Genomic DNA, 20876 nt, shown 5'->3' on the forward strand with positions numbered 1-20876 from the left:
CCCAATCATGCCGTGCGGCGCAGTATCAGCAGATGGCGTTGGCCTTGGCAACCGGGGACGGCCAGGGCGTGTTCGCTATCGAGTTTGAAATCTGCCGGCAATGCTACCAGCTCATCGGCCGGATGAACGCCCTTCATTGCCAGCCAGCGTGTATCGGCATCGCCCAAGTGGCGAGTCCAGTTGGTGAAGTTTTCCATGCTGCTGAATGCCCGGGAAATGATCCCGTTGAATGGCTGCGCAGGCTGGAAGGCTTCTACGCGACTGTGGATAACTTGCAGGTTATCCAGCTTCAGCTCCAGTTTGACCTGAGTCAGGAAGCGGGTTTTCTTGCCGTTGCTGTCCAGACAGGTCACTTGCGAGTCCGGATAAAGGATTGCCAGCGGAATACCAGGCATGCCACCGCCACTGCCGACATCGAGCCAGCGACCGTTTTCGATGAACGACATCACGCTGAGACTGTCGAGCAAGTGCCGCGAAACCATTTCGTCTGGATCGCGCACGGCGGTCAGGTTGTAGGCCTGGTTCCATTTGATCAACAGGGCCAGATAACCCAGCAGCAATGCGTGCTGGGTTTCTGTGAGATTGACACCGAGCTCGCGGGCTCCTGTGGATAACTCTTCGGCATGTTGCGAAGTGACCTTGGCACTCAAGCGCTTTGCTCCAACTGACGGCCCGCGCCGCGTTTTTTCAAATGAATCATCAACAGCGAAATCGCTGCCGGGGTCACGCCCGGGATCCGCGAAGCCTGGCCCAGAGTCTCGGGACGTGTGGCGCCGAGCTTGCTCTGGATCTCCTTGGACAGACCCGAGATGTTGGTGTAATCGATATCCACAGGCAATTTCGTGTCTTCGCTGGCGCGCAGACGGGCGATTTCGTCCTGTTGGCGGTCGATGTAACCGGCGTACTTGGTCTTGATCTCGACCTGCTCGGCGACCTGTGGATCTTCCGCGCCCTGCCCGGTCACTTCGACCAGACCGGCGTAATCGATTTCCGGACGGCTCAACAGGTTGAGCAGGTTGTACTCGTGAGTCAGCGGCGTGCCAAATTTCTCGGCAATCGCATCGCCCTGCGGGGTGTTCGGCCGCACCCAGGTGCTTTTCAGGCGCTGTTCTTCAAGCTCGATGCTTTCGCGTTTCTTGCAGAAGGCCGCCCAGCGCGCGTCATCGACCAGACCGAGCTCGCGACCTTTTTCGGTAAGACGCAGGTCGGCGTTGTCTTCGCGCAGAATCAGGCGGTACTCGGCTCGGGACGTGAACATGCGGTACGGCTCTTGGGTACCGAGGGTGATCAGGTCGTCGACCAGAACGCCGATGTACGCTTCATCGCGGCGCGGACACCAGGCTTCTTTGCCCTTCGCGCGCAGTGCAGCGTTGGCCCCGGCGAGCAGACCTTGAGCGCCAGCTTCTTCGTAACCGGTGGTGCCGTTGATCTGCCCGGCGAAAAACAGACCGCCGATGACTTTGGTTTCCAGGCTGTACTTCAGGTCGCGCGGATCGAAGTAGTCGTACTCGATCGCATAACCCGGACGCACGATGTGTGCGTTTTCCATGCCGCGGATCGATTGCACGATCTGCAATTGCACGTCGAACGGCAGGCTTGTGGATATCCCGTTCGGATACAGCTCATGGGTGGTCAGACCTTCCGGTTCGATGAACACCTGATGGCTTTCCTTGTCGGCAAAGCGATGAATCTTGTCTTCGATCGACGGGCAATAACGCGGGCCGACGCCTTCGATCTCCCCGGCAGCGGAATACATCGGCGAACGATCGAGGTTCGCCGCGATGATTTCGTGGGTACGCGCATTGGTATGGGTGATCCAGCAACTGACCTGACGGGGATGCTGTTCCTTGTTGCCCATGAACGACATCACCGGAATCGGCGTATCGCCCGGCTGCTCGGTCATCACAGAGAAATCCACAGACTTGCCATCGATACGCGGCGGCGTGCCGGTTTTCAGACGCCCGACACGCAAGGGCAACTCACGCAAACGGTGGGCCAGAGCAATCGACGGTGGATCACCGGCCCGACCGCCGGAGAAATTCTGCAAACCGATGTGGATAAGTCCGCCGAGGAAGGTACCGGTGGTCAACACCACGGAATCGGCGAAGAAACGCAGCCCCATCTGTGTAACCACACCACGGACTTGCTCCTGCTCGACGATCAGGTCGTCAGCAGCCTGTTGAAATATCCACAGGTTCGGCTGGTTTTCCAGAATTTCGCGTACAGCTGCCTTGTAGAGAATCCGGTCGGCTTGCGCACGGGTCGCCCGTACGGCCGGACCCTTGCGGCTGTTCAACACGCGAAACTGGATGCCGCCCTTATCGGTAGCCATGGCCATCGCGCCGCCTAGGGCATCGATTTCCTTGACCAGATGGCTTTTGCCGATGCCACCGATGGCCGGGTTGCAACTCATGGCGCCGAGGGTTTCCACGTTATGCGTCAGCAACAGGGTTTTTGCCCCCATGCGAGCTGACGCCAGTGCTGCCTCGGTACCGGCATGACCGCCGCCGATGACGATCACTTCAAAACGGGAAGGGAAATCCACCACGCACCTCGTGCCTGCTTAAGTAGGTCATTCAGGAAATAGTTGAGCTCAGGTTTCTGGACCTGGTCGGCAAGTATAGGGACTTCGCCCTTTCTAAAGAACCCTTTGCACAAAATTTAACCAGCTGTGGAGAACTCAAGGTTAAAAGAATAAAAAAGAGAGAAATTTATAAAACCTTTGTTTTTATGTTTATTCTTACTGAACCACCTTTCTGTGGATACATCGCTACAGGCCTTGTTTTTCAACATGTACAGAGATCCAAAACTCTGTGCTCATGTGGCAATGAGGCCATTGGATAACCGGTTTAAGCCTGTGGATGAAAGGGGTGGTTATCCACAGCGTGGGTTATCTCCAGTTTTGAGGCCCTGTTATCAACTGCCCTCAGTGGCAGTTATTCACAGGGCTTAGTCCACAAAAATTTGATGGACGAAGAGGTACCAGGCAGCCGAAAACCGCTCAGGGAGAAAAAATCAGCCCGGCACTCTTGGAGGATTTTAGAAAAGAGGGAAGCAGACAGGTCGCGAATGGACCTGTCTGTGAATAGCAGGAGGGTTATTTGCCGATGCAGAAGCTGGAGAAAATCCTTCCGAGCAAATCATCAGAGCTGAACGCCCCGGTAATTTCACCCAGGGAATGCTGAGCCTGGCGCAGATCTTCGGCGAGCAATTCGCCTGCCCCGGCCAGGGTCAGTTGCGCGCGGCCATGTTCCAGTGCCGCGCTGGCGTGACGCAGTGCTTCCAGATGCCGGCGACGTGCGCTGAAGCTGCTTTCCGAAGTCTGCTCGTAACCCATGCACGCCTTGAGGTGGTCCCGCAGCAGATCGAGGCCTTCGGCGGACTTGGCGCTGAGACTGATGGTCACGTGGCCGTCGTCACTGGTCTCCAGAGAAACCGCATCACCGGTCAGATCGGCTTTGTTGCGGATAAGGGTGACCTTCGCCGGGTCCGGTCGAGACTCGAGAAATTCTGGCCATAAGGCAAAAGGATCCAGTGCCTCTGGTGCGGTCGCATCGACCACCAGTAAAACCCGATCCGCTTCACCAATGGCTTTCAAGGCCCGTTCAACACCGATTTTTTCCACACGATCATCGGTGTCACGCAGGCCTGCGGTATCGACAACGTGCAACGGCATACCGTCGATGTGGATATGTTCGCGCAGGATATCCCGCGTGGTGCCGGCAATCTCGGTAACGATGGCAGCCTCGCGACCGGCCAAGGCATTCAACAGGCTGGATTTACCGGCATTCGGCCGGCCTGCGATGACGACGGTCATGCCATCACGCAATAACGCGCCCTGCCCCGCTTCGCGCAATACTGTGGATAACTCATCGCGTACTTTGTCGAGCATGCTCAGCACATGGCCGTCGGCGAGAAAGTCGATTTCCTCTTCCGGGAAGTCGATGGCGGCTTCGACGTAGATACGCAAGCCGATCAGTTGCTCGGTCAGGTTATGCACACGCTGGGAAAACGCACCCTGCAATGAACGCAGCGCATTGCGCGCAGCCTGGGCAGAACTGGCTTCGATCAAATCGGCGATTGCCTCGGCCTGGGCCAGATCAAGTTTGTCATTGAGGAAGGCGCGCTCGCTGAATTCCCCAGGACGGGCCAGACGACAACCCAGTTCCAGGCAGCGCTTGAGCAACATGTCCAGCACGATCGGGCCGCCGTGGCCTTGGAGTTCCAGCACGTCTTCGCCGGTGAACGAGTTCGGCCCCGGGAAATACAAAGCCAGACCTTCATCCAGCACTTGCCGGTCGTCACTGAAAAACGGCCCGTAATGGGCGTAACGCGGTTTCAGCTCGCGGCCGCTGATGGCTTTTGCCGCCATGCTGGCCAACGGCCCGGAAATACGGACGATGCCCACACCGCCGCGCCCTTGAGCGGTGGCGACAGCGGCGATGGTTTCACGGGGTGTGCTCATAAAGCGGCATCCAGACAAAAGTGGCAGATAGCAAAACGCCCCACTAGGGGGCGTTTTGAGTGGTGTTATCCACAGTGCAAGTTACGCCTCGGCTTTTTTCGTCGCCGCTTCGATCTTACGCGTGATGTACCACTGTTGTGCAATCGACAGGCAGTTGTTCACAACCCAGTACAGCACCAGACCCGCCGGGAACCACAGGAAGAAGAAGGTGAAGATGATTGGCATCATTTTCATGACCTTCGCCTGCATCGGATCCGGAGGCGTCGGGTTCAGCTGCTGCTGGATGAACATGGTTGCGCCCATGATGATCGGCAGAATGAAGAACGGATCCTTGATCGACAGGTCAGTGATCCACAGCATGAACGGCGCCTGACGCATTTCCACGCTTTCCAGCAGAACCCAGTACAGCGACAGGAAGACCGGCATCTGCACGAGGATTGGCAAGCAGCCGCCCAGTGGATTGATCTTCTCTTTCTTGTACAGCTCCATCATGGCTTGCGACATTTTCTGCCGGTCATCGCCATGTTGCTCTTTCAGCGCAGCCAGTTTCGGAGCCACGGCACGCATGCGCGCCATCGATTTGTAGCTGGCGGCCGACAGCGGGAAGAAAATCCCTTTGATCAGCATGGTCAGGAAGATGATCGACCAGCCCCAGTTACCGACAATGGCGTGGATGTGTTGCAGCAGCCAGAAGATTGGCTGGGCAATGAACCACAGAATGCCGTAGTCGACGGTCAGTTCCAGACCTGGGGACAACTCTTTCAGCACAGCCTGGCTTTTCGGACCGGCGTACAGCACAGCGCTGGTTTCAACTTTCGCACCTGGAGCAGCGGTTAGAGTAGGACCGGTGTAACCGATGATGTAGTTGCCTTTGCTGTCTTTACGGGTCTGGACGATATTGTTTTCGCCCTTGGCCGGAATCCACGCGGTCACGAAGTAGTGCTGCAGCCAGGCTACCCAACCACCGGTGACGGTTTCCTTGAGCTGCGCCTTGTCCATGTCCTTCATCGACACTTTCTTGTACGGCTCGGAACTTGTCCACAGGGCAGCGCCCAGGTAAGTCGCGGTGCCAGTAGCAGTGGTCGACGAAGGATCAGCGCTGGCATCGCGCTTCAACTGGGCAAACATTGCGCCGTTCCAGGGCTGAGTGCTCTGGTTATCCACAATGTAGGAGACAGCGACGTCGTACAGGCCACGTTTCAGGGTGAAACGCTTGATGTAGTTGACGCCGTCCTTGCTGAGTTTCAGGTCAACAACGAGTTGATCCTGACCGTCAGCCAGTTGGTAAACCTTCTTCTCCGAGGAATAAACCGGACGACCGGCCGGGTTTGCATCCGGGCCGTTGGTACCGATCAGACCGCTTTGCGCCAGATATACACGTTCGCCGCCGTTATCGAACAGCTGGAACGGAACGTCAGGACGATCCTGACGACGTGGATACAAAGGCAGAGTCAGTTGCGCAACGTCGCCACCCTGCGGATCGATCGCCAGATCGAGCACATCGGTCTTGACCTGAATCAGATCCTTGCTGGCGGCGACCGGCGTTTCGGCAGGTGCGCTGGTATCGCTGGCGGCGCGCGGAATATCGTCACTGGCGGCATTTGTGCCAGTGGCGGTGTCCGGCAAACCGGATGTAGTCGTACTGGAAGCAACATTCTGAGTCGGCAGGGCAGCCTGGCCATAATCCTGGTTCCATTTAAGAACCATGACGTAGGACACGATTGCCAGGGCGACGATCAGGATCGTGCGTTTGATATCCATGATTACTCGGCCATCGAAGAAGAACGGGAGGTAGGGACAGGTGGAACCGGGTCATAACCACCGGGATTCCACGGATGACAGCGACCTAAACGACGAAAGGTCAGCCAGCCACCGCGCAGAAGGCCATGATTTTCAATGGCTTCATACGCGTAGCAGGAACAACTGGGGTAGAAGCGACAGTGGCTGGCCATTAAAGGACTAATGGCATAGCGATAAAACTGGATCGGAACGAGGGCCAGTTTACGCATCGGTACTGTCTACCCCTACAGTTTCGGTTTTGACTGCCGGAACGGGCTTGTTGCGTGCCAGACGCTTCCAGAGTTTGCCGAAATGCTGAATCAATTCGGGGTTTTCTACATCACCCAAACCTTTGCGCGCGACGATAACGATGTCCCAGCCGACCAGTGAATCCTGGTGCAGACGGAACGATTCGCGCATCAGACGTTTGAGGCGATTGCGCTCAACGGAGAGCTTTACGCTCTTTTTCCCGATAACCAGCCCGAGACGGGGGTGATCAAGATCGTTGTTGCGTGCAAGGAGCAGGAGATTTTTCCCCGGAACCTTGCCGGTAGGGGAGTCAAAGACTGCCTTGAAATGCCGGGGGGTAAGCAGACGCTTTTCCCGACTGAAGTCCTGACTCACCTCCAGTACCGGATTATCAAACTGCCAGACGCGCACGACCTTTGGCGCGACGACGCGACAGGACTGCGCGGCCGTTCTTGGTAGCCATGCGAGCACGGAAACCGTGGGTACGAGCGCGTTTGATAGTGCTTGGTTGGAAAGTACGTTTCATGTCGTGTTACCTGGTTCGTCCACAACGGGCCGGAATGGCCCCCGTTTTAAGAGACCGGGGATTCTAGAGAAAGCAAGCCTTCAGGTCAATTTCCAACCAGCGTTTCCTTATAAATAGATCCGGGCAGGTTTTTAGCTTGAACGCCTGTCAGCCAGATATAGAAATAAAGAAGGGAATTATTTAAAGCTTTTCTGTAAAGCTTGTAAAAGCTAGACACGCCATCTTCTGTGGATAACTGCCATGAAGCCTTATTCCACGGGATGTACAGAGAATGACAACTACAGTGGAAAACCGTGTTCAGCCTGTGCTGCGCTATCGGATAAGCTGTGCGTGAAATGGCTGGTTATCCACAGGATGGTTATCCACCGGGTTTAGCCCCCAGTTGTCCAGTGCTCTCAGAGGCGGTTATCCACAGGTCTTATTCACACGCCGTTGGTCGCCTTTTAATGCGTTAACGCACTGATTAATGATGGTGATGGACCTACCTGCATGTGGATAAGTGAACCGCTCGCCGCTACAATGGCCGCTTGTTTTTGCCTCACCGGCTTTCAACTTAGGGGATATCCGTGTCAGTGGAACTTTGGCAGCAGTGCGTGGAGCTTTTGCGCGAAGAGCTGCCTGCCCAACAATTCAACACCTGGATCCGTCCACTACAGGTCGAAGCCGAAGGCGACGAGTTGCGCGTCTACGCACCGAATCGTTTCGTGTTGGACTGGGTCAACGAAAAGTACCTGGGCCGCGTCCTTGAACTGCTGGATGAGCACGGCAATGGCTCGACGCCGGCGCTGTCCTTGTTAATAGGCAGCAAACGCAGCTCGGCACCTCGTGCCGCACCCAATGCGCCACTGGCGGCCGCGCAGGTTGCTCAGGCGCGGGCCAATAATGTGCCAGCGAGCAATCCGGCACCGACGCCAGCCCCTGCTCCGGCCAAGCGTTCCACACAGAAAGCCGCTGAAGTCAGTGAAGAGCCTTCCCGCGACAGCTTCGACCCGATGGCGGGCGCTGCTTCGCAGCAGGCCCCGGTTCGCGCCGAGCAGCGCACCGTGCAGGTAGAAGGTGCGCTCAAGCACACCAGTTACCTGAATCGCACGTTCACCTTCGAAAACTTCGTTGAAGGTAAATCCAACCAGCTCGCCCGTGCGGCGGCCTGGCAAGTGGCGGACAATCCCAAGCACGGTTACAACCCGCTCTTCCTCTATGGCGGCGTCGGCCTGGGTAAAACCCACTTGATGCACGCGGTGGGCAACCATCTATTAAAGAAGAATCCGAATGCCAAGGTCGTGTACCTGCATTCCGAGCGCTTTGTGGCCGACATGGTCAAGGCGTTGCAACTGAACGCGATCAACGAATTCAAGCGTTTCTACCGTTCGGTGGACGCCTTGCTGATCGACGATATTCAGTTCTTCGCCCGCAAGGAGCGTTCCCAGGAAGAGTTTTTCCACACCTTCAACGCGCTGCTTGAAGGTGGTCAGCAGGTCATTCTCACCAGTGACCGCTACCCGAAAGAAATCGAAGGCCTTGAAGAACGCCTCAAATCCCGCTTCGGTTGGGGCCTGACGGTTGCCGTCGAGCCGCCGGAACTGGAAACCCGCGTGGCGATCCTGATGAAGAAGGCCGATCAGGCCAAAGTCGAGTTGCCTCACGATGCCGCGTTCTTCATAGCCCAGCGCATCCGCTCCAACGTCCGTGAGCTGGAAGGTGCGCTGAAACGGGTTATCGCCCACTCGCACTTCATGGGCCGCGACATCACCATCGAGCTGATCCGCGAATCCCTGAAAGACTTGCTGGCGTTGCAGGACAAACTGGTCTCTGTGGATAACATTCAGCGCACCGTCGCCGAGTATTACAAGATCAAGATTTCCGACCTGCTGTCCAAGCGCCGTTCGCGCTCGGTGGCTCGTCCGCGTCAGGTCGCCATGGCGTTGTCCAAGGAACTGACCAACCACAGCCTGCCGGAAATCGGCGATGTGTTTGGCGGCCGCGACCACACCACCGTGTTGCACGCCTGCCGCAAGATCAACGAACTTAAGGAATCCGACGCGGACATCCGCGAGGACTACAAGAACCTGCTGCGTACACTGACCACTTGATGAACACCAGCGCAGCTTATTAAGGCAAGGGACTAGACCATGCATTTCACCATTCAACGCGAAGCCCTGTTGAAACCCCTGCAACTGGTCGCAGGCGTCGTCGAGCGCCGACAGACCTTGCCGGTACTGTCCAACGTGCTGTTGGTCGTCGAAGGCCAGCAACTGTCGCTGACCGGTACCGACCTGGAAGTCGAGCTGGTCGGTCGTGTGGAACTCGAAGAGCCGGCCGAAACTGGCTCTATCACCGTGCCGGCGCGCAAGCTGATGGACATCTGCAAAAGCCTGCCCAACGACGCGCTGATCGATATCAAGGTCGACGAGCAGAAACTGGTGGTGAAGGCCGGCCGCAGCCGCTTCACCCTGTCGACCCTGCCGGCCAACGATTTCCCGACTGTTGAAGAAGGCCCGGGCTCACTGACGTGCAGCCTGGAGCAGAGCAAACTGCGTCGTCTGATCGAACGCACCAGCTTCGCCATGGCCCAGCAGGACGTGCGTTATTACCTCAACGGCATGTTGCTGGAAGTTTCCGCTGGTGTGATCCGCGCCGTGGCCACCGACGGTCACCGTTTGGCGATGTGCTCGATGCAGGCCGATATCGGTCAGCCGGATCGTCATCAGGTGATCGTACCGCGCAAAGGTATCCTCGAACTGGCGCGTCTGCTCACCGAGCCGGACGGCAATGTCAGCATCGTCCTCGGTCAGCATCACATCCGCGCCACCACGGGCGAGTTCACTTTCACCTCGAAACTGGTCGACGGTAAATTCCCGGATTACGAGCGCGTCCTGCCGAAAGGTGGCGACAAACTGGTACTCGGCGATCGTCAGGCATTGCGTGAAGCCTTCAGCCGTACGGCGATTCTGTCCAACGAGAAGTACCGCGGTATCCGTCTTCAGCTGGCCAGCGGTCAGTTGAAGATCCAGGCCAACAACCCGGAGCAGGAAGAGGCGGAAGAGGAAGTGGGTGTTGAATACAACGGCGGCTCGCTGGAGATCGGCTTCAACGTCAGCTACCTGCTCGACGTGCTGGGCGTGATGACCACTGAGCAGGTTCGCCTGATCCTGTCCGACTCCAACAGCAGTGCGCTGGTGCAAGAGTCCGACAATGACGACTCGGCTTACGTTGTCATGCCGATGCGTCTGTAATCAGCTGATCCTGAATGTCGTTAAGTCGTGTTTCGGTCACCGCGGTGCGCAATCTGCACCCGGTGACCTTCTCCCCCTCCCCCCGCATCAACATTCTTTACGGCGCCAACGGCAGCGGCAAAACCAGTGTTCTGGAAGCCATTCATCTGCTGGGGCTTGCCCGTTCGTTTCGCAGCACGCGGCTGTTGCCCGTCATTCAGTACGAACAGCTCGCCTGTACTGTATTTGGTCAGGTTGAGCTGGCTGAAGGCGGGCACAGTGCGCTGGGGATTTCTCGCGACCGTCAGGGCGAGTTCCAGATTCGCATCGATGGCCAGAACGCCCGTAGCGCTGCGCAGCTGGCGGAGATCCTGCCGTTGCAGTTGATCAACCCGGACAGCTTCCGTCTGCTGGAAGGAGCGCCAAAGATTCGCCGGCAGTTTCTCGACTGGGGTGTGTTCCACGTTGAACCGCGTTTCATGGCCACTTGGCAGCGTTTGCAGAAGGCGCTGCGCCAGAGAAACTCCTGGCTGCGGCATGGTACACTTGACGCCGTTTCGCAAGCGGTTTGGGACAGGGAACTGTGCCAGGCCAGCGCTGAAATCGATGAATACCGCCGCGCTTACATCACAGCCTTGAAACCGGTCTTCGAACAGACCTTGAGCGAACTGGTTGAGCTCGAGGGTTTGACGCTCAGCTATTACCGAGGCTGGGACAAGGACCGCGAATTGAGCGCCGTACTCGCCGGTTCCGTGCAACGGGACCAGCAGATGGGGCACACCCAGGCCGGACCGCAACGAGCTGATTTGCGTCTCAGATTGGGCGCACACAATGCCGCGGACATCCTGTCCCGGGGTCAGCAGAAGCTTGTGGTCTGTGCACTACGGATTGCCCAAGGGCACCTGGTCAGCCAGGCCCGCCGCGGACAGTGTATTTATCTGGTGGATGACTTGCCGTCCGAGCTGGACGAGAGCCACCGTCGCGCGCTGTGCCGCTTGCTGGAAGACTTACGCTGCCAGGTGTTCATCACCTGTGTAGATCACGAATTACTGAGGGAAGGCTGGCAGACGGAAACGCCAGTCGCTTTGTTCCACGTGGAACAGGGCCGTATCACCCAGACCCACGACCATCGGGAGTGAAGGCATTGAGCGAAGAAAATACGTACGACTCAACGAGCATTAAAGTGCTGAAAGGCCTGGATGCCGTACGCAAACGTCCCGGTATGTACATTGGTGACACCGACGATGGCAGCGGTCTGCACCACATGGTGTTCGAGGTGGTCGACAACTCGATCGACGAAGCCCTCGCCGGCCATTGCGACGACATCAGCATCATCATCCACCCGGACGAGTCCATCACCGTTAAAGACAACGGTCGTGGCATCCCGGTAGACGTGCATAAAGAGGAAGGCGTTTCCGCCGCCGAGGTCATCATGACCGTCCTCCACGCTGGCGGTAAGTTCGACGACAACTCCTACAAGGTTTCCGGCGGTCTGCACGGTGTAGGTGTTTCGGTAGTGAACGCACTGTCCGAAGAGCTGGTACTGACCGTTCGCCGCAGTGGCAAGATCTGGGAACAGACTTACGTTCACGGCGTGCCTCAGGCACCGATGGCCATCGTTGGCGACAGCGAAACCACCGGTACCCAGATCCACTTCAAGGCTTCCAGCGAAACCTTCAAGAACATTCACTTCAGCTGGGACATCCTCGCCAAGCGCATTCGTGAACTGTCCTTCCTCAACTCCGGTGTCGGCATCGTCCTCAAGGACGAGCGCAGCGGCAAGGAAGAGCTGTTCAAGTACGAAGGCGGCCTGCGTGCGTTCGTTGAATACCTGAACACCAACAAGACCGCGGTCAATCAGGTGTTCCACTTCAACATCCAGCGTGAAGACGGCATCGGCGTGGAAATCGCCCTGCAGTGGAACGACAGCTTCAACGAGAACCTGTTGTGCTTCACCAACAACATTCCGCAGCGCGACGGCGGCACCCACCTGGTGGGCTTCCGTTCGGCACTGACGCGTAACCTGAACAACTACATCGAGCAGGAAGGTCTGGCGAAGAAGCACAAAGTCGCCACCACCGGTGACGATGCCCGTGAAGGCCTCACCGCGATCATTTCGGTGAAGGTGCCGGATCCGAAGTTCAGCTCGCAGACCAAAGACAAGCTGGTGTCTTCCGAAGTGAAGACTGCGGTCGAGCAGGAGATGGGCAAATACTTCTCCGACTTCCTCTTGGAGAACCCGAACGAAGCCAAGCTGGTAGTCGGCAAGATGATCGACGCCGCCCGTGCCCGTGAAGCTGCGCGCAAGGCCCGTGAGATGACCCGCCGCAAAGGCGCGCTGGACATCGCCGGCCTGCCGGGCAAGCTCGCCGACTGCCAGGAAAAAGATCCGGCGCTGTCCGAACTGTACTTGGTGGAAGGTGACTCCGCGGGCGGTTCTGCCAAGCAGGGACGTAACCGCAAGACCCAGGCGATCCTGCCGTTGAAGGGCAAGATCCTCAACGTCGAGAAAGCGCGTTTCGACAAGATGATCTCTTCCCAGGAAGTGGGCACGCTGATCACCGCGCTGGGCTGCGGCATCGGTCGCGAAGAGTACAACATCGACAAGCTGCGCTATCACAACATCATCATCATGACCGATGCTGACGTCGACGGTTCGCACATCCGCACCCTGCTGCTGACCTTCTTCTTCCGTCAGCTGCCGGAGCTGATCGAGCGTGGCTACATCTACATCGCCCAGCCACCGCTGTACAAGGTCAAGAAAGGCAAGCAAGAGCAATACATCAAAGACGACGACGCCATGGAAGAGTACATGACGCAGTCGGCCCTGGAAGATGCAAGCCTGCACCTGAACGAAGAAGCCCCGGGCATTTCCGGTGAAGCGCTGGAACGTCTGGTCAACGACTTCCGCATGGTCATGAAGACCCTCAAGCGTCTGTCGCGCCTGTACCCACAGGAGCTGACCGAGCACTTCATCTACCTGCCGGCCGTCAGCCTCGAAACCCTTGGCGACCACGCAGCAATGCAAGAGTGGCTGGCCCAGTACGAAGTCCGCCTGCGCACCAACGAGAAGTCCGGCCTGGTCTACAAGGCCAGCCTGCGCGAAGACCGTGAACGTGGCGTCTGGCTGCCAGAGGTCGAACTGATCTCCCACGGCCTGTCGAACTACGTCACCTTTAACCGCGACTTCTTCGGCAGCAACGACTACAAAACTGTTGTCACCTTGGGCGCGCAACTGAGCACCCTGCTCGACGAAGGCGCGTACATCCAGCGTGGCGAGCGCAAGAAAGCCGTTACCGAGTTCAAGGAAGCCCTCGACTGGCTCATGGCCGAAAGCACCAAGCGCCACACCATCCAGCGCTACAAAGGTCTGGGCGAAATGAACCCTGATCAGCTGTGGGAAACCACCATGGACCCAAGCGTGCGCCGCATGCTGAAAGTCACCATCGAAGACGCCATCGGGGCAGACCAGATCTTCAACACCCTGATGGGTGATGCGGTCGAACCTCGCCGAGACTTCATCGAAAGCAACGCGTTGGCGGTTTCCAACCTGGATTTCTGATCCTGATTGCTACCCGCTCATGAAAAACCCCGGCCAATGCCGGGGTTTTTTTTGCCTCACTCATTCCCAGTGCCGACACTCTCCAACCGATACCCATACCCATAAATCGTCAGCAACTGCCAACCCCGATCCGCTGTCAGCCCGAGCTTGTTGCGCAATCGGTAGATGTGCGTATCCAGTGGCCGCGAGGAAGTCGTCTCTTCGTTCGGCCAGAAGCGCTCGTACAGATAATCCCGCGACAATGGCCGCCCCAGGTTGCTGAACAGGCAGCGCGCCAAGCGGTATTCGCGTTCGGTCATGAGGATCGGTTTGCCTTCACGGGTGACGGTCAGTTCGGCGTCGTCGAAAGTCAGATCGTGAAACGTCTGTATTTCGCCCGCCGCGCTGCGCGGTTGGCTATGCCGACGCAATACCGCAGCCACCCTCGCCTTCAACTCATTGGGGCGAAACGGCTTGCTGACATAATCGTCGGCCCCGGCATTCAAGGCTTGAACGATATCGCTCTCGCCATCGCGGCTGGTGAGCATGATTGCAGCGGGTGGCGCGTCCATGTGTTCGCGGGTCCAGCGCAGCAGTGCCAGGCCCGTGAGATCAGGAAGTTGCCAATCGAGAATCAACAGGTCGAAGGTTTCCCGGCGCAACTGGCGCAACAAGTCTTCGCCGCGCTCGAAGCTGTGCAGTGACCACGGCTGTTCGCCAGCTTCGGCCATTTGCTCCAGGGTCTGCTCGACCCGGCGCAGTTCGGCGGGTTCGTCGTCCAGAATGGCAACGCGCATCGGCGGTGTTCCTTATCGCTGGGGCTGGGATGTCGACAATAGCGACTCCCCGGCCGCGATGAAAGAAGCAGCCCGTCGTTGGTCGACGTCCGCTATGATTCTTCGGGTCTACGCCTCAGACCTGAGACCTATGAAACCATTCCCACTGCCCTGCCCTGTGCCTCATGCATAACACTCAACGCCGACGTGAAAGTCGTGAGCCGAGCCAGGTCCAGCGTCTGTTCCGCCGGCTGGTGCGCGAGTGGTTGTGGATAAGTCTAGTGCTGTTGCCGCTGACTGCCTTGTTGTCTTATCGCGCCCAGATCAATCTGCACAATCCCTCGCCAGCGCCCGGCGCGCTGTTGTCCGTGGCGATGGTCGCCGGTGTGCTGGGATTATTGCTGTGGCGGCCGCGTTGGGCGCTGTGGGTCACCTTGATCGGCATGGCCTGTGCGCTGATAGCCAGCGCCCTCCTGGCCGAAGTCCGCTACTGGTGGTCGCCAACGCCAGCAGCCCTGGGGATGTTGTTCGGTTACCTGATCTGGAACTGGCGACGCCTGAGCGTGGTGCTGACCTACTTCGGCTGGGAGCTGGCACGTCTGGACAGCGAACCGAAAGTCTTCCCTGAACGCCGCCGGACCCGCTTCACCGGTGCCGACCGTTTGCAGGGCCAGATCATGGCGCTCGAACAAGCCATGAGCCGTACCCGCGACACCCGGCGGTTCATTGCCGATGGCTTGGAGTACCTGCCGGTGGCGACGCTGATTAGTGATCCGCAGGGCAAGATCCTGCTGGGCAATCGCAAGGCGCGCGAGTTGTTCGAGGATCCGCTGGTGGGCGATGACGTACTCGAGCAACTGGCGCGGCTCGGCTATCCGGAATTATCCACAGCGCCGCGACCGCCGCTGGCCACCCTGCCGCTGCTGGAATTTCGCGATCACAAGGAGCGCAGCCTGCGCCTGGAAAGAGCGGCGCTGCTGCCGGTCGACGGCGACACGCCGATCGGTTGGCTGCTCAGCCTGACGGATTTGAGTGCCGAGCGTGCGGCCGAGGAGCAGCGCGGCGTCCTGCTGCGTTTTCTTTCTCATGACCTGCGCGCGCCCCATTCGGCGATCCTCGCCCTGCTGGATGTGCATCGTCATCAGGCCGGCGCTGATGCGCCGTTATTCGAGCAGATTGAGCGTCAGGTGCGCCGCGCACTGGATCTGACCGATGGTTTCGTCTTGTTGGCGCGCGCTGAATCCGAAACCTACCAGTTCCGCCCGACATTATTCGCGATGCTGGTATTGGACGTCCTCGATCAGGCCCTGCCCATCGCCCAGCAGAAACGCATCGAGCTGCTCAACGAAGTTGATGAGGAATGTCAGGAGCGGCTGATTCTGGCCGATCAGGGATTGCTGACTCGCGCCCTGTTCAATCTGCTGGAAAACGCGATCAAGTACAGCCCGGCAGACAGCACGGTGCAACTGACGGTCAGCTGTGATGGGCAGTGGCTGCGCTGCGAATTGTCCGATCAGGGCAAGGGCATTGCCGCCGATGAATTGCCTGACCTGTTCAGCCAGTATCGGCGTTTCTCCTCCGCCCAGGGCATCGACGGTGTGGGCCTGGGTCTGTCGATGGTCAAAGCCGTGATTGATCATCATGGCGGCACAATCGAGTGTCGCAGCGTGGTCGACGCGGGAACCACATTCCGCATCGATTTGCCGCTGATTTCTGAATGAAAAAGAGGCACAAAAAAACCGGCTATAACGACCGGTTTTTTTACATCCGAATAAAACTTATGCACGGATTTCGTTCAACTTATCGATTTAAAAATATCGATGAAAATCAATAAGTTACAAAACGATCACGGACTTTTGAAGCAAAAGCGTACACAGGTTATCCACAAAATTCAGACAGCCAGTTGATCACTCGCGGCCGGTGCCTGTGGCGCCGGTGGCAGCGAGCCCATATCGCGCTGGGTCTTCTCGTTCCACGCCTGCACACGGTCATTGAGATCAGCGATGGCGCGCGGCCCGCTGCCTTCGGCATACATCGGTTCGCCAATGACCACGGTGATCACTCCGGCCTGTTTGCCCCAGCCGATTTTTGGCCAGAATTTGCCGGCATTGTGTGCAATCGGCAGCACCGGAAGCGCCGCATTCACCGCCAATGCGCTGCCACTGCGGGAGAACTTCCCAACGGTGCCGTACGGGACTCGTGTCCCTTCCGGAAAGATCAGCACCCAGACGTTGTCCTTGAGCAGCTCGTCGCCTTTAGCCGCGACCTGTTTGAGCGCTGCCTTCGGGTTGTCGCGGTCGATGGCGATCGGGCGCAGCATGGCCATGGCCCAGCCGAAGAACGGCACGTAAAGCAATTCGCGCTTGAGTACTTGGCTCAATGGCGAGAAATAAGCGGAGAGAAAGAACGTCTCCCATGTGCTCTGGTGGTTCGATTGAATCACGCAGGGCCGGTCCGGCACGTTTTCCGCGCCTTTGATTTCGTAGCGGATGCCGAGGAAAACCTTGGTCAGCCACAGGGCGCAACGGCACCAGTACACGTTGATGAAACGATAGCGCGCCTTGAAGGACAGAAACGGCGCGATAAAAAAGCTCAGGCTGCACCACAGCAACGCTGTTGTGCCCAGCAGCAGGTAGAAAAGAAAGATTCTGAAGGCCCGCAGTATCGACATGGCGACGGTTACCGTTACGGGGCAATGCCCGACTGTTCAAGCGCACTCCCGAGCAATCCCTGGCCAGGAAATTCAGAAGTACTCTAGTTGTGGATAAGTTCTGCGGCTATCGCCGCCAGATCGTCAAAAATCAGAGTGCCAACCGGCAGGGTTTTGCCCTGAGTCTTTTCGCCTTTCCCGGTCTTCACCAAAACTGGCTGTGAATCGACGGCTTTGGCGGCCTCCAGGTCACCAAGGCTGTCGCCGACGAACCAGACGTTGGTCAACGGCACCGTGTAATGCTCGGCAATGGCTTTCAGCATTCCCGGTTTCGGTTTGCGGCAATCGCAACCTTCGTCCGGGCCATGCGGGCAATACACGATCAGACCGACTTCGCCGCCCTGCTCCGCGACCAGCTCGCGCAGGCGCGCGTGCATGGCCTCGAGGGTGGCGAGGTCGTAATAGCCGCGAGCAATGCCCGACTGGTTGGTGGCCACCGCCACCGTCCAGCCGGCCTTGCTCAACTGCGCAATCGCTTCGATCGAGCCGGGCAGCGGAATCCACTCCTCCACCGACTTGATGTAGGCATCGGAGTCGTAATTGATCACGCCGTCACGATCGAGAATCAGCAGTTTCAACAGCAATCCCTCAACCCAGCAGCGAAATGTCGGCAACACCGAGGAACAGGCCACGCAGACGCGCCAGCAGCGCGTAACGGTTGGCCCGCACATTGGCATCGTCGGCATTGACCATCACCGCGTCGAAGAACGCGTCGACCGGCTCGCGCAGTGCCGCCAGGCGTGCCAGCGATTCGTTGTACTGACGCGCCGCGGCCATTGGCTGCACCGCTTGATCCGCTTGCTGGATTGCCGAATACAGCGAGAACTCGTTGGCGTTGTCGAAATACTTGGCCTCGACCACGGTTGGCACCGAGCCTTCGACCTTGCTCAACAGGTTCGACACACGCTTGTTCACCGCCGCCAGCGCTGCCGCTTCCGGCAGTTTGCGGAAGGCCTGCACCGCCTGCACACGCTGGTCGAAGTCCAGCGCCGAACCCGGCTTCAGTGCACGTACCGACAGGTAGGTGGCGACGTCGACGCCTTCGTCTTCATAACGCGCACGCAGGCGGTCGAAGATGAATTCCAGCACGGCTTCGTTGAGACCGGCCGCCTTGACCTTGCCGCCGAACGCATTCACCGCGAAAGCCACGGCGTCGTTCAGGTCCAGATCCAGTTGTTTCTCGATCAGGATCCGCAGTACGCCCAGTGCCGCACGGCGCAGGGCATACGGGTCTTTGCTGCCGGTTGGCAGCATGCCGATACCGAAGATGCCGACCAGAGTGTCGAGCTTGTCGGCGATGGCGACAGCTGCACCGGTCAGGGTCGCCGGCAATTCAGCCCCGGCACCGCGTGGCATGTACTGCTCGTTCAGTGCCAGCGCGACATCCTGTGGCTCGCCGTCATTGAGGGCGTAGTAGTAACCGGCGACACCTTGCATCTCCGGGAACTCGCCGACCATTTCGGTGGCCAGGTCACACTTCGACAGCAGGCCCGCACGGGCAGCCCACGAGGCGTTGCCGCCGATGCGCGCGGCGATGTACGCGGCCAGTTTCGATACGCGCTCGGCCTTGTCGTAGACGCTGCCAAGTTTTTCCTGGAACACCACGTTCTGCAGGCGCAGGTTGAAGTCTTCGAGTTTCTGCTTCTTGTCCTGCTTGAAGAAGAACTCGGCGTCGGTCAGGCGTGGGCGCACCACTTTCTCGTTACCGGCGATGATCTGCTGCGGGTCTTTGCTTTCGATGTTGGCCACGGTAATGAAACGTGGCAGCAACTTGCCGTCGGCATCCAGCAGGCAGAAGTACTTCTGGTTGTCCTGCATGGTGGTGATCAGCGCTTCCTGCGGCACGTCGAGGAAGCGTTCTTCAAACGAGCACACCAGCGGCACCGGCCATTCGACCAGCGCGGTCACTTCGTCAAGCAATGCCGGCGGAACGATCGCCGTGCCTTCCTGACGGGTGGCCAGCTCTTCGGTGCGCTTGCTGATGATCTCGCGACGCTCGTTGGCATCGGCCAATACGTAAGCGGCACGCAGGTCGGCGAGGTAGCTCGACGGCGAACCGATGCGTACGGCTTGCGGATGGTGGAAACGGTGACCACGGGATTCACGGCCAGCCTTCTGTGCGAGGATCGTGCAGTCGATGACCTGATCACCGAGCAGCATCACCAGCCATTGGGTCGGACGCACGAATTCTTCCTTGCGCGCACCCCAACGCATGCGTTTCGGGATCGGCAGGTCGTTCAGCGAATCTTCGACGATGGTCGGCAGCAGGCTCGCAGTCGGCTTGCCGGCGATGTTCTGGCTGTAGCGCAGTTTCGGACCGCTCTGGTCGATTTCGCTCAGCTCGACGCCGCACTTCTTGGCGAAGCCCAGGGCGGCCTGAGTCGGATTGCCATCAGCGTCGAACGCGGCCTGACGTGGCGGGCCATCGAGGTTGATGCTGCGATCCGGCTGCTGAGTGGCCAGCGCAGTGATCAGCACGGCCAGACGACGTGGCGCGGCATACACGGTTTTGCTTTCGTAGCTCAGGCCGGCGGCTTGCAGGCCCTTGTCGATACCGGCGAGGAACGCATCAGCCAAAGTGTTCAGGGCTTTGGGTGGCAGTTCTTCGGTGCCCAGTTCAACCAGAAAATCTTGCGCACTCATTGTGCAGCCTCCAGCTTGGCCAGTACTTCGTCACGCAGGTCCGGGGTCGCCATCGGGAAGCCCAGCTTGGCGCGTGCCAGCAGGTAGGCTTGCGCAACGGAACGCGCCAGGGTGCGCACGCGCAGAATGTATTGCTGACGCGCAGTCACCGAGATCGCCCGGCGCGCATCCAGCAGGTTGAAGGTGTGCGACGCCTTCAGCACCATTTCGTAGCTCGGCAACGGCAGCGGCTGGTCGAGTTCGATCAGGCGCTTGGCTTCGCTTTCATAGAAGTCGAACAGCTCGAACAGTTTGTCGACGTTGGCGTGTTCGAAGTTGTAGGTGGACTGCTCCACTTCGTTCTGGTGGAACACATCGCCATAGGTGACTTTGCCGAACGGGCCGTCAGCCCAGACCAGGTCGTAGACCGAATCGACGCCTTGCAGGTACATCGCCAGACGCTCGAGACCGTAGGTGATCTCGCCGGTCACCGGGTAGCACTCGATGCCGCCCGCTTGCTGGAAGTAGGTGAACTGGGTGACTTCCATGCCATTGAGCCAGACTTCCCAGCCCAGACCCCAGGCGCCGAGGGTCGGCGATTCCCAGTTGTCTTCGACGAAGCGGATGTCGTGCACCAGCGGGTCGAGGCCGACATGCTTGAGCGAGCCCAGGTACAGTTCCTGGAAGTTGTCCGGGTTCGGCTTCAGGACTACCTGGAACTGGTAGTAGTGCTGCAGACGGTTCGGGTTTTCGCCGTAACGGCCGTCAGTCGGACGGCGGCTTGGCTGCACGTACGCGGCGTTCCAGGTTTCCGGGCCGATGGCGCGCAGGAAGGTCGCGGTGTGGAAAGTGCCGGCGCCTACTTCCATATCGTAGGGCTGAAGTACCACACAACCTTGCTCGGCCCAGTATTGCTGGAGCGCGAGGATCAAGTCTTGGAAGGTACGCACGGCTGGCGTAGGCTGGCTCACGAAATTCACCTGTTTCTTGGGCTGC

At 58.6% G+C, this 20876-nt stretch carries 17 protein-coding genes; 5 read left to right on the forward strand and 12 right to left on the reverse strand.

The window, feature by feature from the left end; all coding sequences use genetic code 11:
- Window positions 1–5: 5 nt before the first annotated feature.
- From rsmG to rpmH, 7 genes are all read right to left on the reverse strand, one after another.
- The gene (gene rsmG, locus V8J63_RS02525) at window positions 6–650 is read right to left on the reverse strand and encodes a 16S rRNA (guanine(527)-N(7))-methyltransferase RsmG (RefSeq protein WP_123441912.1); all 645 of its coding nucleotides are present in this window, start codon (window positions 648–650) and stop codon (window positions 6–8) included.
- Complete coding sequence (mnmG, locus tag V8J63_RS02530) at window positions 647–2545, reverse strand: tRNA uridine-5-carboxymethylaminomethyl(34) synthesis enzyme MnmG (RefSeq protein ID WP_122603541.1); 1899 nt, start codon at window positions 2543–2545, stop codon at window positions 647–649. Before mnmG ends, rsmG begins: the two co-directional genes overlap by 4 nt.
- 552 nt (window positions 2546–3097) lie before the next feature.
- Complete coding sequence (mnmE, locus tag V8J63_RS02535; RefSeq protein ID WP_130888860.1) at window positions 3098–4465, reverse strand: tRNA uridine-5-carboxymethylaminomethyl(34) synthesis GTPase MnmE; 1368 nt, start codon at window positions 4463–4465, stop codon at window positions 3098–3100.
- 81 nt (window positions 4466–4546) lie between these two features.
- On the reverse strand, window positions 4547–6226 hold the full coding sequence (gene yidC, locus V8J63_RS02540; protein ID WP_130888861.1) for a membrane protein insertase YidC: 1680 nt from the start codon (window positions 6224–6226) through the stop codon (window positions 4547–4549).
- 2 nt (window positions 6227–6228) lie between these two features.
- Window positions 6229–6474 carry a membrane protein insertion efficiency factor YidD gene (gene yidD, locus V8J63_RS02545; RefSeq protein ID WP_027901580.1) on the reverse strand — a complete coding sequence of 82 codons (246 nt, stop codon included), beginning with the start codon at window positions 6472–6474 and terminating at the stop codon, window positions 6229–6231.
- Entirely contained in the window at window positions 6467–6868 is a 402-nt protein-coding gene (gene rnpA, locus V8J63_RS02550; protein WP_024014946.1) for a ribonuclease P protein component, read from the reverse strand. The genes yidD and rnpA overlap by 8 nt, the downstream gene beginning before the upstream one ends.
- A 16-nt stretch (window positions 6869–6884) precedes the next feature.
- The gene (rpmH, locus tag V8J63_RS02555; RefSeq protein WP_003213577.1) at window positions 6885–7019 is read right to left on the reverse strand and encodes a 50S ribosomal protein L34; all 135 of its coding nucleotides are present in this window, start codon (window positions 7017–7019) and stop codon (window positions 6885–6887) included.
- Between the two features lie 566 nt (window positions 7020–7585).
- On the opposite strand from rpmH, the gene dnaA reads away from it, so the two are divergent.
- The 4 genes from dnaA to gyrB are packed head-to-tail and all read left to right on the forward strand — an operon-like array spanning window position 7586 to window position 13793.
- On the forward strand, window positions 7586–9109 hold the full coding sequence (dnaA, locus tag V8J63_RS02560) for a chromosomal replication initiator protein DnaA (RefSeq protein ID WP_130888862.1): 1524 nt from the start codon (window positions 7586–7588) through the stop codon (window positions 9107–9109).
- A 39-nt stretch (window positions 9110–9148) separates the two neighbouring features.
- Window positions 9149–10252, forward strand: a complete 1104-nt coding sequence (gene dnaN / locus V8J63_RS02565; protein ID WP_336463532.1) for a DNA polymerase III subunit beta — start codon at window positions 9149–9151, stop codon at window positions 10250–10252.
- Window positions 10253–10266: 14 nt separating this feature from the next.
- Entirely contained in the window at window positions 10267–11370 is a 1104-nt protein-coding gene (gene recF, locus V8J63_RS02570) for a DNA replication/repair protein RecF (RefSeq protein ID WP_016772389.1), read from the forward strand.
- A gap of 5 nt (window positions 11371–11375) precedes the next feature.
- Window positions 11376–13793 carry a DNA topoisomerase (ATP-hydrolyzing) subunit B gene (gene gyrB, locus V8J63_RS02575; protein WP_024014948.1) on the forward strand — a complete coding sequence of 806 codons (2418 nt, stop codon included), beginning with the start codon at window positions 11376–11378 and terminating at the stop codon, window positions 13791–13793.
- A gap of 56 nt (window positions 13794–13849) precedes the next feature.
- Here gyrB and V8J63_RS02580 read toward each other — a convergent pair whose 3' ends face one another.
- On the reverse strand, window positions 13850–14569 hold the full coding sequence (locus tag V8J63_RS02580; RefSeq protein WP_073470814.1) for a response regulator transcription factor: 720 nt from the start codon (window positions 14567–14569) through the stop codon (window positions 13850–13852).
- 164 nt (window positions 14570–14733) lie between these two features.
- On the opposite strand from V8J63_RS02580, the gene V8J63_RS02585 reads away from it, so the two are divergent.
- Window positions 14734–16269, forward strand: a complete 1536-nt coding sequence (locus tag V8J63_RS02585) for a sensor histidine kinase (RefSeq protein WP_336463533.1) — start codon at window positions 14734–14736, stop codon at window positions 16267–16269.
- Window positions 16270–16439: 170 nt separating this feature from the next.
- On the opposite strand, the gene V8J63_RS02590 is transcribed toward V8J63_RS02585, so the two are convergent.
- The 4 genes from V8J63_RS02590 to glyQ form a co-directional block, all read right to left on the reverse strand.
- Window positions 16440–17219: a lysophospholipid acyltransferase family protein gene (locus V8J63_RS02590; RefSeq protein ID WP_071173920.1), complete on the reverse strand. Its 780-nt coding sequence runs from the start codon at window positions 17217–17219 to the stop codon at window positions 16440–16442.
- A gap of 83 nt (window positions 17220–17302) precedes the next feature.
- The gene (gene gmhB, locus V8J63_RS02595; RefSeq protein ID WP_162999871.1) at window positions 17303–17842 is read right to left on the reverse strand and encodes a D-glycero-beta-D-manno-heptose 1,7-bisphosphate 7-phosphatase; all 540 of its coding nucleotides are present in this window, start codon (window positions 17840–17842) and stop codon (window positions 17303–17305) included.
- Between the two features lie 4 nt (window positions 17843–17846).
- Window positions 17847–19901 (reverse strand): glycine--tRNA ligase subunit beta, encoded by a 2055-nt coding sequence (gene glyS / locus V8J63_RS02600; RefSeq protein ID WP_024014953.1) that lies wholly within the window; start codon window positions 19899–19901, stop codon window positions 17847–17849.
- Window positions 19898–20851, reverse strand: coding sequence for a glycine--tRNA ligase subunit alpha (gene glyQ / locus V8J63_RS02605; RefSeq protein WP_003187265.1), 954 nt, complete (start codon window positions 20849–20851; stop codon window positions 19898–19900). Before glyQ ends, glyS begins: the two co-directional genes overlap by 4 nt.
- Window positions 20852–20876: the final 25 nt, after the last annotated feature.

Origin of the sequence: Pseudomonas sp. CCNWLW23 (assembly GCF_037095675.1) — a bacterium.
GTDB classification, from domain to species: domain Bacteria; phylum Pseudomonadota; class Gammaproteobacteria; order Pseudomonadales; family Pseudomonadaceae; genus Aquipseudomonas; species Aquipseudomonas atacamensis.